This is a genomic window from Weissella cibaria (assembly GCF_004521965.1).
GTDB lineage: Bacteria > Bacillota > Bacilli > Lactobacillales > Lactobacillaceae > Weissella > Weissella cibaria_A.
In genome coordinates this window covers 1-14,854 of sequence record NZ_SDGK01000080.1, presented here as the reverse complement: position 1 = coordinate 14,854, position 14,854 = coordinate 1, and the positions used below count along the sequence as shown (strand labels likewise).

General features: G+C 44.1%; 12 protein-coding genes and 2 tRNA genes. 3 read left to right on the top strand and 11 right to left on the bottom strand.

Annotation, left to right across the window (positions count from 1 at the left end):
* Positions 1-305: 305 nt before the first annotated feature.
* The 5 genes from EST42_RS08850 to EST42_RS08830 form a co-directional block, all read right to left on the bottom strand.
* On the bottom strand, positions 306-1,916 hold the full coding sequence (locus EST42_RS08850; RefSeq protein ID WP_134645088.1) for a CTP synthase: 1,611 nt from the start codon (positions 1,914-1,916) through the stop codon (positions 306-308).
* Positions 1,917-2,102: 186 nt separating this feature from the next.
* Positions 2,103-2,897: a nicotinamide riboside transporter PnuC gene (pnuC, locus tag EST42_RS08845; RefSeq protein ID WP_134645087.1), complete on the bottom strand. Its 795-nt coding sequence runs from the start codon at positions 2,895-2,897 to the stop codon at positions 2,103-2,105.
* A 205-nt stretch (positions 2,898-3,102) separates the two neighbouring features.
* Positions 3,103-3,696, bottom strand: coding sequence for a DNA-directed RNA polymerase subunit delta (gene rpoE / locus EST42_RS08840; RefSeq protein WP_134645086.1), 594 nt, complete (start codon positions 3,694-3,696; stop codon positions 3,103-3,105).
* A gap of 80 nt (positions 3,697-3,776) precedes the next feature.
* Positions 3,777-4,613: a sugar-phosphatase gene (yidA, locus tag EST42_RS08835; protein ID WP_134645085.1), complete on the bottom strand. Its 837-nt coding sequence runs from the start codon at positions 4,611-4,613 to the stop codon at positions 3,777-3,779.
* A gap of 45 nt (positions 4,614-4,658) precedes the next feature.
* Positions 4,659-6,017: an HD domain-containing protein gene (locus EST42_RS08830; protein ID WP_134645084.1), complete on the bottom strand. Its 1,359-nt coding sequence runs from the start codon at positions 6,015-6,017 to the stop codon at positions 4,659-4,661.
* Positions 6,018-6,122: 105 nt separating this feature from the next.
* Here EST42_RS08830 and EST42_RS08825 point away from each other — a divergent pair, with 105 nt between their 5' ends.
* Positions 6,123-6,560, top strand: coding sequence for a YwiB family protein (locus tag EST42_RS08825; RefSeq protein ID WP_134645083.1), 438 nt, complete (start codon positions 6,123-6,125; stop codon positions 6,558-6,560).
* A 339-nt stretch (positions 6,561-6,899) separates the two neighbouring features.
* Here EST42_RS08825 and EST42_RS08820 read toward each other — a convergent pair whose 3' ends face one another.
* From EST42_RS08820 to yycF, 6 genes are all read right to left on the bottom strand, one after another.
* The gene (locus EST42_RS08820) at positions 6,900-8,162 is read right to left on the bottom strand and encodes a S1C family serine protease (RefSeq protein WP_134645149.1); all 1,263 of its coding nucleotides are present in this window, start codon (positions 8,160-8,162) and stop codon (positions 6,900-6,902) included.
* 114 nt (positions 8,163-8,276) lie between these two features.
* Positions 8,277-9,086, bottom strand: coding sequence for an MBL fold metallo-hydrolase (locus EST42_RS08815; protein ID WP_425335784.1), 810 nt, complete (start codon positions 9,084-9,086; stop codon positions 8,277-8,279).
* A gap of 92 nt (positions 9,087-9,178) precedes the next feature.
* On the bottom strand, positions 9,179-9,991 hold the full coding sequence (locus tag EST42_RS08810; protein WP_134645081.1) for a two-component system regulatory protein YycI: 813 nt from the start codon (positions 9,989-9,991) through the stop codon (positions 9,179-9,181).
* Positions 9,991-11,316, bottom strand: coding sequence for a two-component system activity regulator YycH (yycH, locus tag EST42_RS08805; protein WP_134645080.1), 1,326 nt, complete (start codon positions 11,314-11,316; stop codon positions 9,991-9,993). Before yycH ends, EST42_RS08810 begins: the two co-directional genes overlap by 1 nt.
* Complete coding sequence (gene walK / locus EST42_RS08800; protein ID WP_134645079.1) at positions 11,309-13,198, bottom strand: cell wall metabolism sensor histidine kinase WalK; 1,890 nt, start codon at positions 13,196-13,198, stop codon at positions 11,309-11,311. Before walK ends, yycH begins: the two co-directional genes overlap by 8 nt.
* Positions 13,199-13,312: 114 nt before the next feature.
* On the bottom strand, positions 13,313-14,014 hold the full coding sequence (gene yycF / locus EST42_RS08795; protein WP_134645078.1) for a response regulator YycF: 702 nt from the start codon (positions 14,012-14,014) through the stop codon (positions 13,313-13,315).
* Between the two features lie 187 nt (positions 14,015-14,201).
* On the opposite strand from yycF, the gene EST42_RS08790 reads away from it, so the two are divergent.
* Together EST42_RS08790 and EST42_RS08785 are read left to right on the top strand one after the other, a co-directional pair.
* Positions 14,202-14,274: transfer RNA gene (locus tag EST42_RS08790), tRNA-Lys, on the top strand.
* A gap of 254 nt (positions 14,275-14,528) precedes the next feature.
* Positions 14,529-14,601, top strand: a tRNA-Lys gene (locus EST42_RS08785).
* The last annotated feature ends 253 nt before the right edge of the window (positions 14,602-14,854 follow it).

Sequence of the window (14,854 nt, the reverse complement as noted above, 5' to 3'; positions counted from 1 at the left end):
AACAGGGGTTGCCCCCCCTACGCCCGTTCAGGCCCATTCATTTCATTAATTATTGTCTGTTACCACAGTTACCAATCGACTATCGCCGATTAGGATGTTTTCTCATCACCTGGATAACATTCTTTGTCAATTTTACAGTACAGATACACCAATAACAAGGAAACTTGCCATTCCGGCGCAAGGCGTAAACATTACTTTAAAATTATCAGTTTGGCTAGTTTTATGACGAAATATTGAGAAATTCAGTCTTCATAAAAAAAGAACCCGTCTCCTATCGTTGGAAACGAGCTCTCGCATTAACTAAATTAAGCTTTCTTCTTATCCAAAGCAGCCTTAACAAAGGCACCGTACAAAGGTTCTGGACGGTACGGACGTGACAAGAATTCTGGGTGGTATTGGGCCGCCACGAAGAAGTCATTTTCTGGCAATTCAATAATTTCCATCAAACGATCATCAGGTGACGTTCCAGCAAAGACCATACCAGCATCTTCGAATTCCTTACGGTAATCGACGTTGAATTCGTAACGGTGACGGTGACGCTCTTGGATCTCATCTCGACCCTCGTAGATTGCCTTCGTCAACGTACCATCCTTCAAGTCGGCTGGGTACAAACCAAGACGCAAAGTACCACCACGATCCGTAACTTCCTTTTGCTCGTTCATCAATGCGATAACTGGCGCATCTGTGTCTGGGTTCAACTCAATTGAGTTGGCGTCCGTGTAACCAAGGACGTGACGAGCAAATTCAACTGAAGCCAATTGCATGCCCAAGCATACGCCCAAGAATGGCACATTGTTCTCACGGGCAAATTGGATGGCTGAAATCTTACCTTCAGTACCACGAGCTCCGAATCCACCAGGCACGATCACACCATCAGCGTCAGCCAATAATTCTGAAACGTTCTCATCGTTAACATTTTCTGAGTTGATGGCGTTGATTTCTACATCAGCGTCAACAGCGTAACCACCAGCACGCAATGCTTCATTAACTGAAATGTAGGCGTCTTGCAAGTCAGCATACTTTCCAACCAATGTAATCTTCAACTTCTTCTTCAAGTTGCGGATCTTTTCAATCATGGCTGTCCATTCAGTCATGTCAGCTGGTTCAGCCGTCAAGCCCAAACGCTTCAAGATAACATCATCCATGCCTTGCTTTTGCATGTTCAAAGCAATCTCGTACAAGATGTCAACATCCAAAGACTCAATAACCGCTTCAGGCGCAACGTCCGTGAACAATGCCAACTTTTCACGCATCTCTTGCGTGATTGGTTGCTCAGTACGAACAACCAACATGTCAGGTTGAATTCCCAATGAACGCAACTCAGCAACTGAGTGTTGCGTTGGCTTCGTCTTCATTTCTCCTGCAGCTCGCAAGTATGGGATCAATGACGTGTGGATGTATGCGACGTTTTCAGCACCAACTTCGCGCTTCATTTGACGCAACGCTTCGATGAATGGCAATGATTCAATATCACCAACCGTTCCACCAACTTCAGTAATCACGATGTCAGCGTCCGTTGTTTCAGCGGCGCGCATCATCTTTTCCTTCAATGCATTCGTGATGTGAGGAATAACTTGTACAGTTGCACCATCGTAATCACCACGACGTTCCTTGGCCAAAACTTCAGAGTACACACGACCTGACGTCACGTTTGAATACTTGTTCAAGTTAATATCGATGAAACGCTCATAGTGTCCCAAGTCCAAGTCAGTTTCCAAACCATCATCAGTGACAAAAGTTTCACCGTGTTGATATGGTGACATCGTTCCTGGGTCGACGTTAATGTATGGATCAAACTTTTGTACGGCAATCTTGAAACCGCGGTTCTTCAACAAGCGGCCCAATGATGCTGCGACGATACCTTTACCCAATGATGAAACCACACCACCGGTAACAAATACGTACTTAGCTGTCATAAAAATAATCCTCCGAGTTCTTTGTGCAGGAGCAATAAAAAATAAAAAAGCCCCCAATGCTAATTATAGCGTTGGGAGCGTTAATCAACTTTGATTACGTCTTGTATTAAACAAATACAAGAGCCCGGAACTTAATAATACACACCTTTTCAAAGTAAGTCAATATAAATGCCAACATTATTGATTTTAGTCCTTATCTGCAACACGCAAACTCTTCTTAAACCATGGTGAAGCAAAGAAGGCGATGACGTCGTTTCCCATGTACAACATGTACGTAAAGAACAAGACCAATGAGGCATCCCCTTGTGCGGCGGTCATCCCCCACAAGACGACTTGTGCGATTCCCTGTAGGAACCACATGTAGTAAGCCTCCGAAAAGCGGAGCGTCGTCAACACTGCCCCAGTGATTCCGATAGCAGCTGCACCCGCGTCAATCAACGGACGTGGTGAGTGGGTGATGTAAATTTCGAAAAAGTACAGGGCCACAAATGACAAGACAAAGACCAAAGCGAAGAACGTTCGTGTCTTAGCAAAGGTCATCTTTTCGCCACGATCTTTCACTTCACTAAGCTTACGTACATTCATGGCCACATCCTTGGACCATGACGGCATTAAAATAACTGGCAAATCCAACAAAATAATATAAACGAATTGCAAAATTGCATCTGCTGGATTGTGCGCTTCAATTGCCAAACCAATGTATACAAGGGCTGAAACTAATCCTAAGATACCATTCACAGGTCGGGCATTCGTAATTGCCAAAGTTGTCGTAAACCCTAGCAAAGCGGCAATCAACGTCCAAACAGCTATCCCCGTAACTGGGTTAGCAATCGTTTGACTAATCAGAAAACCAAAACCGAACATCAACAACATATATGAAGCTGTTGCCCAGCCCTTCATTTGTTCGACGTACCATGATGGCTTAAAGATTTTAGCGACGTGTTCCCAAGAAAACTTTGGGGACGTTTGTGGTGCATTCATAATGAATACCTCTCTTCCGGTTCTTAATTAACGTGCGGTTTACCGCGCACGCTTTACTTTATTACGCGAGGGCTTTCTCGCGGTCACCTCTAAAAAAGCAACTTTACCAGTTTACGGGAATTCTTAAGAAAATGCAAAAACGTTTTAACAATCACAAAAAAACACATAGCCATCACAGCCATGCGTTTTTAGCGTTAATTAAAAATTAACGCTCGATGTCACCTGAGCCGTAGTCGTCGTCGACCGGGGCGATGCCACCGATTTCTTCGCCGATGCCACCAGCAACTTCGTCATTACCGAAGTTGTCATCTGAATCGTCTTCATCGTCGTCATCTGAATCGTCATCATCATCTGATGCAGTTGCCGTCTCGTCTTCTTCTTCAATGTCACCGAAATCATCGTCTTCAGGATCATCATCGTTGTAGTCGATAACATCGTCATCATCCGCAACGTCTGCCAAGAATGCATTGATCTTCTTACGCTTCTTCTTCTTTGGTTGACCTTCTTCTTCTTCAAGATCCAAGTGAACAGCTTCATCGATTGAGTCGATTGGGTACCATGAACGAAGCCCCCAAACGTTATCACCCAAAGAAATGAATGAACCGTCAATATTCAAATCAGTGTAAAATTGTGCCAAGCGCGCACGAATCTCTTCGTCCGTCTTACCAGTGAATGATTGTACTTCATTCAACAAATCACTAAACGCCATGGTGTCATGACGGTCAGACAAAATCGCACGAGCAACTTCAATCATTGAAAGCTCAGCCTTATTTTGGCCGTCAAATTGTGTTAATGCCAAATCACTGCACGTCCTTTCGCGGTCTTACTCAATGTTTTATCTTACAATATTTCAGGCATTTTGGCAAATATTATTCTCGGTTAATCCGCTAATTCCGGCACATCTCGACCAAGAACCCATTTTTCGACTGCCACACCAACGCCATCTTCATTTTGTGTCGTGGTTTCAACGTCTGCAATCGCCTTCACCTCAGGTACCGCATTTCCCATGGCAACACCCAAACCAGCCGCCTCAATCATTGTCAGATCGTTTTGTTGGTCGCCCAATGCCATGGTCTCTGATCGGTCGATGCCCAGCAATTCTGCTAGTGCCAACAACCCGCTCCCCTTCGTAGCATCCTTGTGCATAAACTCCAAATGCTGGGGCGTTGACTTGACGATATAGTACTTATCACGAATGGATTGTGGCAGTGCTTCACGCCAGCGATCCACGTCTGCTTCGTCACCGATAAACATGAACTTAACATAATGGTCATTTGGATCCATCTCAGCCATATCCGTCACATGCAAAGGCATCTTAATCAAGAAGTTTTCACGACTTGCCCAATAGTTGATTGTGTCATCCGTCGTATACGCAGCATCCAATGTTTCAACTTGCAGATACGCTCCCAAGTCATTGGCCACTTCACGCAACGTCAGATAATCGTCGTACGACAACTCTTGACCGCCCAGCGCCTTACCTGAAGTAGTTTGCACAACGCCACCGTTATACGTCACTGCATACTGGTCATCACGATTGTTCAATCCCAATTCATCCAAGTATTCTTGAACGCCCGGCAAAGGACGCCCTGTCGTCAGCACAACTTTAACGCCTTGCGCTGTTGCTTCGTTCAAAGCTGCCTTCACGCGTGGCGTGACTTGCTTGGCTGTATTCACCAATGTGTCATCAATATCAATTGTAATTAGCTTAATTGTCATATTTATCCCCCATAAACGGTTTAGTCCGGCAGCGCTTAGCCTACCTTATTTAGTTACTGGTGCAATCAGTGTTTCGTTATGCACATATCGCTGGAATTCATTGTAAAGTGGCGCCATGACATCGTCAACAGCATGTTCACTCATCATCTCACGTGGGAAGAAGAAGCGGGCATTACCAAAGATACGGCCTGTCATCGCTTCAACCAGCGCACTTTGCGTTGACAATTCAACCAATTCACCAGCTGGTTGAATTAATTCAATTTGAGTTCGTGGCTTTTTATCACGCGGATTATAGGCATCATACGGCAAGTCATAACTATCATTTTCTGCGGTGTAATAGCGCTCATCAAACCCAGCCGATGAAATCAATTTCGTAATCGCTGGTAACAAATTACGTGCGTCATCTTCAATCAAAATCGACTTCAGTGGTTTACGATCCAAGAAACGCGTTGCCAAATCAGCTAAAATCGCATCGTCCGCCAAGCGCCATTCGCTAATATTAGCCAGCATGACTGAGTCATCTAACATCAAGTATTGTTGTAGCGTCATTTCGCCGGCGAAGAGCGGTTGTAAGGCTGGCGAAATGAAATCCGCTGAAATACGTGGATCTGCCTTACTCTCATCATACAAGCACTTCGCACGTTCTAGTATGTGTTGTAGTAACACCTCAAACGAACGTGACACTGGGTGGAAATACACCTGCACGTACATTTGGTAGCGTGAGACCACATAGTCTTCAATGGCATACATCCCTTTTTGATCGAAGGCGATCCCGCCCTCATAAGGACGCATCACGTGAATAATGCGTGACAAATCAAATTCACCGTACGTTGCACCAGAATAATAAGCATCCCGTAACAGATAATCCATCCGGTCGGCATCGATTTGACTTGAAATCAACTGCACCACTTGCGGGTTCGGATAGGTCTTGGCAATCACACTCGCTACCTTGGCCGGAAAATCAGGTGCCACTCTAGCCAACACTTGGTGAATTTCTGTTTCTGGTGACAAAATAATTTGTTGCGTATAAGCTTCATGATCAGTATTAAAAATATGTTCGAACGTGTGGGAGTATGGACCGTGACCTAAATCATGCAGCAGCGCCGCACTCAACAACACCAAGCGTTCATTTGCATCCCACAAGCCATCCCCGGGTTCCTTAGAAGAAAAAAACTTCTCAAGGTGGTCGGCAAATTGCCGTGCAATTTCATAGACCCCTAATGAATGTGAAAATCGTGAGTGTTCCGCACCGTGGAAGACGGCACTGGCAACGCCCAACTGCTTGATACGTCGCAACCGTTGAAACTCGGTGGTGCCGATCAAGTCAAGAATAACCTGATCTTGTACACGAATAAAGTTATGCACCGGGTCACGGAAAACCTTCTCTTTTACTGTTGTCATCATGATTGCCACAACGCCTTTCTGATTTGTCAGATTACTTGTTTCTTACATTATAACGTACAAAAGCCTGTATAATAGGTGCAATAGGATTTTATAAGGAGATTTTATATGTCTACCACTAACAACGAACGACCCGTATCAGTAAAATTACAAACAACTATCCAACAAGATGGTGATAAAGAGACCTTTACTTTTACAGAAACAGGCACCCTTATCGAAATGAATGGCACAGCCTACTTACGCTATACCGAACACCAAGCAGGGTTTGAGACCCCCGTCACGTTCAAAGTGCGTCCTGATGGTGAAGTGTCGCTAAAGCGTTCTGGCGAAAATGCCACTCATTTGCGATTTATGGCCGAGCAAACCATCCCCACTCGTTACACCACAGCCCAAGGTTCAATGCTCCTTGATGTTCAAACAACAACTTTATCAGCAAACGTGGCTGATTCTTTCGATAATGGCATTGTTGAAATCGCTTATTCTTTGTTAACTGGTGAAACGGTTCTTGGTGACTATACGTTACGGTTGGAATTTAGTGTTAATTAACGCTAACGAAAAAGGTTCGACAGCTTATGCTATCGAACCTTATTTTTTGTACAAAAAAAGACCATCGTGCAAGAGGGGGAACGCAACGATGGTCCGTCGCCGGCTACTATCGCAACCAGCGAGGGGGGGTGTCACGCAGCTTGGGGAACTGCGTGACGCTTCATGTACTTTGGGGAGTAATGAAATCCACTAGGAACAGCGGATGAATATATCATATCCAATTCGTATGAAATTTATGTAAACAGAATGTTTCAATTGATTAACAAAACTAACTTTCGACAAGAAATTAGTTGCAAAAACAGGACCCATCGCAAAATGTGCCCTGTTTTTCACGTTTTTTTAGTTTTGATTTGCTTCTGACTTCGTTGATAATGAGCTCGTTGTCTTCGTCAATTTCACGTCAGTCGTCTTTTGCTTACCATCGCGGTAGTAAGTTACTTTAATCGTGTCACCAACCTTGTGCTTATACAAAGCATCTCGCAAGTCACCCGAACCAGTAACCTCAGTATCGTCAATCTTCGTAATCACATCGTACTTCTTCAAGCCCGCAGTCGCAGCTGCTGATCCATCCTCAGTACTAATAACCACAACACCACCTGAAACACTGGTTGGCAACTTCAAGATTGTTGATTGATCCGTCGTTGAAACATTACTCAAATCAACCATTGAAACACCCAAAGCTGGTCGTTCAACCTTTCCATTCTTCTCCAACTCATTAATGATGTTAACCACCGTGTTAGCCGGAATCGCAAACCCCATTCCTTCAACCGACGTACCATCAGTTGATGACGCCAACTTCATTGAGTTGATACCAACTACTTGACCGGCCAAGTTCACCAATGGGCCACCTGAGTTTCCGGGATTGATTGCTGCGTCCGTTTGGATAACCGTGGCCTTACCGAGCGAATCACCATTCTCATTCGTGGCATCGACTTCGCGCTTCGTTGCTGAAATTATTCCTTCCGTCACCGACGTCGCATACTCCGATCCCAATGGTGAACCGATGGCCAAAACTGATTGTCCCGGTTCAATCTTACTTGAGTTAGCAAAGTCAGCTACTTCTGATACCTTACTTGCATTAATCTTCAACACAGCCAAATCAGTTTGTTCATCAGTTCCGACCAACGTCGCCGTCAACTTAGTGCCATCGCTCAACAAGACTTGCAACGCATTTGAACCCGAAACCACGTGATTATTCGTGACGATATAGGCCGTGTTCCCATCCTTCTTGTAAATCACTCCCGATCCCTCAGAAGCCGTCTGTAAGTCTGACGAATCCGTCGACTTGCTATCACTTGATGATGAATCACTACCCCCGAACAACCCGCCGAATAATGAGTCGCTGTCTGAAAGCGATTGTTGCTTTTGCAAGTTAATCACTGACACAACTGCACCCGACACCTCGTTAAAGGCCTTTGTGGCATCAGATTCACCCTTCACGTTTGAGTTACTTACCTTCACCGGTGTCGTCTTACCAGTTGTAGCTGTTGAAAAAGTGCCGGCGTTATTCAGGTAAGTTACACCACCAACAGCGGCACCACCGCCAACAAGACCGGCAACAAGACCGATAATTGCTATTTTTGTGGTTGATGTCTTTTTCATACTTTTCTCTCGCTTATCTCCGTTGTCCATGGTTATTCCCCTCCATGTCTATTTTCCGATTATTATACCGTAATTATAGAAATAAACCCTTTAAGACGTCTTAAGGTCGCTAATTTAGACCTCAAATAATTTCGTCGCTACCGCTGGATCCGTGTCAAATAAATTAAAATCATGGTTAACACCAAAATCATGTTTTTCCAATACTTGTTGGACCGTCAAATGTGCCAATGGCTTTTGATTGTTTTCTTGACTCAGGTGCCCCAAATAGACGTTTTTTGTTCGATCGCCCAAAATTTCTGTCAACGCTAAGGCACCATCTTCATTTGATAAGTGTCCTTGATCACTCAAAATACGTTGCTTCAGTGACCAAGTGTAACCACCCATCCGCAACATTTCGTAATCGTGATTTGCTTCCATCAAAATGGCATCGGCATTACGGATTGTGCCAGCGATGCGATCATTCACATAACCTGTATCAGTTAACATAGCGAACGCTTTATTATTGTGATAAAACGCATAGAACTGCGGATCAGCCGCGTCGTGCGACACTCTGAAACTCTCGACGTCTAAATCACCAAACAGCTTCGTATCCCCTGCTTCAAACAGGTTCATTTGTTCTGGCCTTACCTTACCAATCTTGCCAGCCATCGCATCCCAAGTTTTGGCATTCGCATAAACATCAAACCCATATTTACGCGCTAAAACACCAACCCCCGCAATGTGATCGCTATGTTCGTGTGTCACAAACAAGGCATCAACATCCTGTAACGATCGTCCAATTTGGGACATTAAGCCATCAATCTTTTTACCTGACAACCCTGCATCCACTAACACTTTATGTGTGGGGGTTTCAATATAGGTCACATTTCCTTGGCTACCCGAAGCCAACATCGACACACTAAATTCACTTGCCACTTTGTGCATCCCCTATCTTAATCATATTTATCACCTGTAAAAAAACGCCCCACGACAAAAATGTCATGTGGCGTTTCGTCATTAACTATTCTAACACGTGATTATTTCATCAATGAGCCATTTAGCGCATTGACCCGTAAAATTGTCGTTTCATCAGAAGGATCTGTCACTGAAAAAATCCAAGCCGGTACAAAAATGATATCACCATGCACCGTCATCAATGGCGAATACCCCAACTCACTCCAGTTAACCGTACCATTATTAGGAATCTCATTATACTGATATACCCCAATCAACGCTTTCTCTTCTGAAATCAAACTCGTTGAGTCACGCAGCACCTGTGGATTTTCAACATAACTTTGCGTATAGCTCTTTAATTCATGATTTGCGGTGAGCACAAATCTAATTTGCGCCCGCTGCGACATGAACGACCGTGAACCGGAAATCTTCTGGGCATAAACCACAATGTCCGACTCTGTCGAAGTTTTGTTAGCATACTCCGTTAATTTCTCATCATAGCGATACTGCGACCCGGCAACAACCTTGCATGGATCGTTAACAATCTTATCAATTGCTTTGCGCACATCCGCACGTGACTTCCCTAGATTAATCGTGCGACTAGGCGTAACGGTTAACTGATCGTCCGTCAACTTCGCATCCCACGCCTTGCTTAGCGTCGATAACCGATTTCGCAAAAACGTCTTGCCACTCTTACCTGCAAGATAGACCCCCGTATTTTCCGCTTGACTGAGTTTACCAACCTTAATCCCATCATTTCGCATTTCAGTGAGAATACTTTCTGATGACGTTGGATTTGAAGCAGGCTGATGTAATTGAAACCATTGCACAGCTAAAAAAATATCAATCACCACAAACACAGCCAGAAAAGTCGCTAATATCTTTTTAAAATCCATTAGTCGTCACCCTCCTGTCGCGCATCAGCAATCGCATCCTTTACCGCTTGCCATTTGTCGTCGACCTCAAAGTACCACTCGGGCTGCAAAGTCACGACATTTTCAGTCGTATCAGATACCCAACGATAACCATATGCTAAATCAACAACTTGTTTCTTACTAATACCAATATCCGCCAATTGTTTGTAAACTGCAGCAGAGTCAGAAAGCGTGGTCCGTGAATCGTTGTCCGCCGGTAGTGGCACCTGAAGCGAATACTGTGAAAAGTCAATCTCTTCGTGTCGCTCATCATGCTGTTTAATTTGAACCGTTCCATACGTCGTTTGGTTATAAATCGGTAACCCGTTCACATATAATCGGTACGTTAAATCACGCCCCATATCGTGGCTCTCAAAGAAATAAATGTTATCCGGAATCTGATGAATCCGGACTAGCCAATCGTAGCCCTTCCGCATGCGTTCATTAAAGTCATTGCCGACATTATCAACGTCATAGGCATCAAAATGTACCACACCGCTGTTCGTATGCAATGTCATTTGTCGTGATGACCCATCATTATACGTTAGGATATCTCCCTTACGCGTTGCACTTGGTGTGGTCGTGCCAGCAAATAACGAAGACAAATAATTATTTGTCCCATTTGTCTCCATTAGATAACTATACGACCGTAGTGACACATCGGATAACGTATCTGTCAAAAGATGCTTGCCGTTTAAACGGTACGCCACTGGCACAGTTTCAGAGCTCATTTTAAAGGAAGCCATCGTCTTAGCAGCCGACGTCACTTTGTAGCGATAAACGATGCGTTTTTTATCGTCAAAAAACGCTACCGTATTCGCATCACCCATCGGTACACAAATACGACTAATCTCAGCATTCGTTGGCAAATCTAAATCACCACTCAGCATGTCATCCACAATGTTACCCGCAACTGCATCCGGAAACGCCATAACCATTGTGTTTGTTTGTGCCAAAGCTTTCAGATAACCTTTATGCGATAAGCGTTCCTTCTTATCAAACGTCATCTGCCAATCCGCTAAGCGTTTAATCATCTTAGTTGTTGTTGGTTTGTAATCCACGACCATGTATTGTCCATCTTTTTGGTTATAGACCAGTTGATTTAAATCATACAATCCGGTCACCGACTTGGCTGCCACAACCTGCTTAGTAGCGTCCGCATCCGACGCGTTTTTCAAATCACGCCCCGGACTCCGCCACAACCCAACCGATAAAATTAAGCTCACTAAAATCGCAAGTATCAACGCCGTGACAAGGCCGAAACGGCGCATCAACACCTTCAAACGAAAATGCAGACGATTAATCATCCCATTCTCCGTCGTCCCACTCATCATCAGTGGGATCGTATGGTTCATATGGCAATGAAATCGAGAACGTCGAGCCCTGTCCCTCAGCCGATTCTACCCAAATTCGGCCGCCAAAACGTTCAATGATTTCCTTTGAAATCGCCAATCCCAGTCCCGTACCACCTTGGGCACGCGAACGCGCTTTATCCACACGGAAGAAACGATCAAAAATATGGCCCAAATCTTTTTTGGGAATTCCCAAACCTTGGTCTGTGATACTCAATACAACTTCCTTCTGATTATCAATCATCCGGGCCGTTACCACACCACCATCCGGTGAGTACTTAATGGCATTGTTCATAATGTTATCAATTACCTGGGTGAACTTAGACGTATCTAGCTCAACCCAAATTTGTACCTTTGGAATTTCACGTTTAATTGTGTAGTACTTTTCAGGTTTATCAGCGTTCGCAATAATCATGTCGAAACGATTCAAAACATAATTAAACAACTCACCGACGTTAACATATTCCGTTTCAAGCTTCATTGTGCCTGAATCCATCCGTGATAACTCAAGCAAATCATTAATCATACGAATCATACGGGTCGTTTCATCTTGTGCAACCGCTAAGAAATTGCGCGCCACTTCAGGATCATCAATCGCACCTTCCTGCAACGCATCAACGTATGACTTCACAGACGTCAACGGCGTCCGTAACTCGTGTGACACGTTTGAAACGAATTGCCGACGCTCCAATTCAATTCGCTGCTGTTCCGTAACGTCATGCAACACAATGACTAGCCCTGAAATAAAACCTGACGCGCGTTGTATCAAACTAAAGTACGCTCGAATAATCAATTGACGCTCATCCGTACTGAAATCAAGCAATAATTCTTCTTGATTATCAAGCAATTCACGCAAATTGTAACGGTCTGATATTTGTAGGACTTCCAGAATTGATTGCCCCATCGCAACCGTACTGTCATCAATCCCCGTCATCTGCAACGCCGCTGTATTAATGATATTGATGCTACCACGACGATCAGTTGCAACGACCCCATCCGTCATGTGTTCCAACACCGAATCCAATCGACGACGTTCAAACTCTGTCGAATTCGTTGTCTCTTCAATTCGAATAGCCAAGGCGTTAACATTTTCAGCCAGTTGACCAATCTCGTCATTTGAACGAACTAAAATACCACCTGAATAATCACCTTGTGCAATACGGGTTGTTCGGTCATTAATTTCCGCAATCGGCTTCGTTAAGCTGCGCGAAATAATAACCGCCATCACGACACCTAACATTACGGCCAGCAACGACGCAGAGAAGTAAATCAGCGAAATATGATTCAGATTGTCATAAACCGTCTCTAAACTAGCTCGAACCTCGACAACCCCAACGATGTTACTTTCACCAGCTGACAAACTCACCAGCGGCTTCACCATCACTTGATACCGTGTGCCTGAGCGCTGCTCAACTGGATTTTTGGTATATTTACCACCAGCCAACGCGGCTTTCACATTGGCATCCGTTGTTTTTTGACCCACTTCGTCTTGATTATTAATATCACTTGTACCACGTACAATCCCTGAGGAATCAACAACTGTAATCTCAGAAATTGACGCATTATTCACCGATGTCAAAATCGTGTGAATATCCGCATTCACTTTTGTCTGGTCACTACTTGTTAATTGTTGCGTTAATGAATCATTAACATACGCTGGTAAAGCAATTTGGTTTCGGAAACTCGCCAGGTTCTGTTGTTCCAAACGCTTTACGAAAAAGGCACCAACTAATTCAAGTGTCACCAACAGCGTGAGTGTAAATACTAATGCAATCTTAAAATGAATCGACGAGAAAAAACGTCGCCACTTCTTCGGCCCTTGCATATCTTCAGCCATCAAAATCTCCCACTTTGACTAAAAAAGGCTAATGCCATGCCAACTGGCAGGGCATTAGCCTGTTACGTACGTTATTTATAGTAGCTAATAGCCACGTCATCAAATGTTTGGTTATTATTCTTCAGAAACCTTCAAATAGTAACCAACACCACGCCGGGTCATCAAAATTTGTGGGTGACTTGGTGTTTCTTCAATCTTTTCACGGATTCGACGAACCGTAACGTCAACCGTGCGCACGTCCCCAAAGTAATCGTAGCCCCAAACCGTTTGCAACAAATCATCACGCGTCATCACTTGACCAATGTGCTTGGCCAAGTGGTGTAACAATTCAAATTCTCGGTGCGTTAATTCGATATCTTGACCATTCTTAGACACCATGTATGCATCTGGGTGAATCGTCAAAGCACCAATCTTAATATCACCACTGTCATCCATCACATTTTGACCAACAACTGACGTCTGGCGACGTAGGTTTGCTTTAATGCGCGCCAATAACTCACGATTTGAGAATGGCTTCGTCACGTAATCGTCCGCCCCCATCTCCAATCCAAGCACTTTGTCGATTTCTGAGTCCTTAGCAGTTACCATAATAACTGGTGTCTGTGACTTCGTACGAATTTGACGCAACACTTCGGTCCCTTCAAGTTCAGGCAACATCTGATCCAGCAACACTAAATCAGGATCTTCACTTTCAAATAGATCTAACGCTTCACGACCATCCATGGCCACGGCAACGTCATATCCTTCTTTTGTCAAATTAAACTTAATAATATCTGAAATTGGTTTTTCGTCATCAACGACTAGAATTTTACTCATTAATTTTCATCCTCCCAGTGGCGGGTTTCTGACTACAATTATATCATGTTACATCGTTTCCGTAACTTTTCAGACGATTTTCGTAACTTTCTAGTCACATAATTCATTCTTTGCACAAAAAGGGGTTGCAAAACATTCATAGTCTTGGTATGATAGTTTTGTTGTTGAGGCAACGGCATAGAAATATGGGCAGATAGCTCAGTTGGTAGAGCAACGGACTCTTAATCCGTGGGTCCAGGGTTCGAGCCCCTGTCTGCCCATTCCGCAAACCACCAGGTCATTTGATCTGGTGGTTTTCTTTTTGCATCAAAGTTACTCACATAACTGACACACCCCTCATACAGCCGACTTCTTTCAATAACTTTCACACCCCAAGACGCCACACCAAACATCCCTACCATTCACGGCCACTTTTAGCCATCACACACAATTGATTAATTTAAACAAAACACTTGCACAGCCCGTATTATTCTGGTAATATATATCTTGTTGTTGAGGCAGCGACATAGAATATGGGCAGATAGCTCAGTTGGTAGAGCAACGGACTCTTAATCCGTGGGTCCAGGGTTCGAGCCCCTGTCTGCCCATCCTATAAACCACCAGGTCATTCGATTTGGTGGTTTTTTTGTTCGCAATTCCCCCACCGTTAGATAAACAAACAACACATACGCCATCACTCTCATCAATCGCCTCCGAGCCAATCAAAAAACATTTTAACAAAGCACTTGCACAATCCGTATTATTCTGGTAACATATATTCTGTTGTTGAGGTAACGACATAGAAAATATGGGCAGATAGCTCAGTTGGTAGAGCAACGGACTCTTAATCCGTGGGTCCAG

Bases quoted from the DNA above. Each gene is read 5' to 3' on its own strand.
- EST42_RS08850 (WP_134645088.1), bottom strand. From the start codon at position 1,916: ATGACAGCTAAGTACGTATTTGTTACCGGTGGTGTGGTTTCATCATTG.
- pnuC (WP_134645087.1), bottom strand. From the start codon at position 2,897: ATGAATGCACCACAAACGTCCCCAAAGTTTTCTTGGGAACACGTCGCT.
- yidA (WP_134645085.1), bottom strand. From the start codon at position 4,613: ATGACAATTAAGCTAATTACAATTGATATTGATGACACATTGGTGAAT.
- EST42_RS08830 (WP_134645084.1), bottom strand. From the start codon at position 6,017: ATGATGACAACAGTAAAAGAGAAGGTTTTCCGTGACCCGGTGCATAAC.
- EST42_RS08825 (WP_134645083.1), top strand. From the start codon at position 6,123: ATGTCTACCACTAACAACGAACGACCCGTATCAGTAAAATTACAAACA.
- EST42_RS08820 (WP_134645149.1), bottom strand. From the start codon at position 8,162: ATGAAAAAGACATCAACCACAAAAATAGCAATTATCGGTCTTGTTGCC.
- EST42_RS08815 (WP_425335784.1), bottom strand. From the start codon at position 9,086: ATGCACAAAGTGGCAAGTGAATTTAGTGTGTCGATGTTGGCTTCGGGT.
- EST42_RS08810 (WP_134645081.1), bottom strand. From the start codon at position 9,991: ATGGATTTTAAAAAGATATTAGCGACTTTTCTGGCTGTGTTTGTGGTG.
- yycH (WP_134645080.1), bottom strand. From the start codon at position 11,316: ATGATTAATCGTCTGCATTTTCGTTTGAAGGTGTTGATGCGCCGTTTC.
- walK (WP_134645079.1), bottom strand. From the start codon at position 13,198: ATGGCTGAAGATATGCAAGGGCCGAAGAAGTGGCGACGTTTTTTCTCG.
- yycF (WP_134645078.1), bottom strand. From the start codon at position 14,014: ATGAGTAAAATTCTAGTCGTTGATGACGAAAAACCAATTTCAGATATT.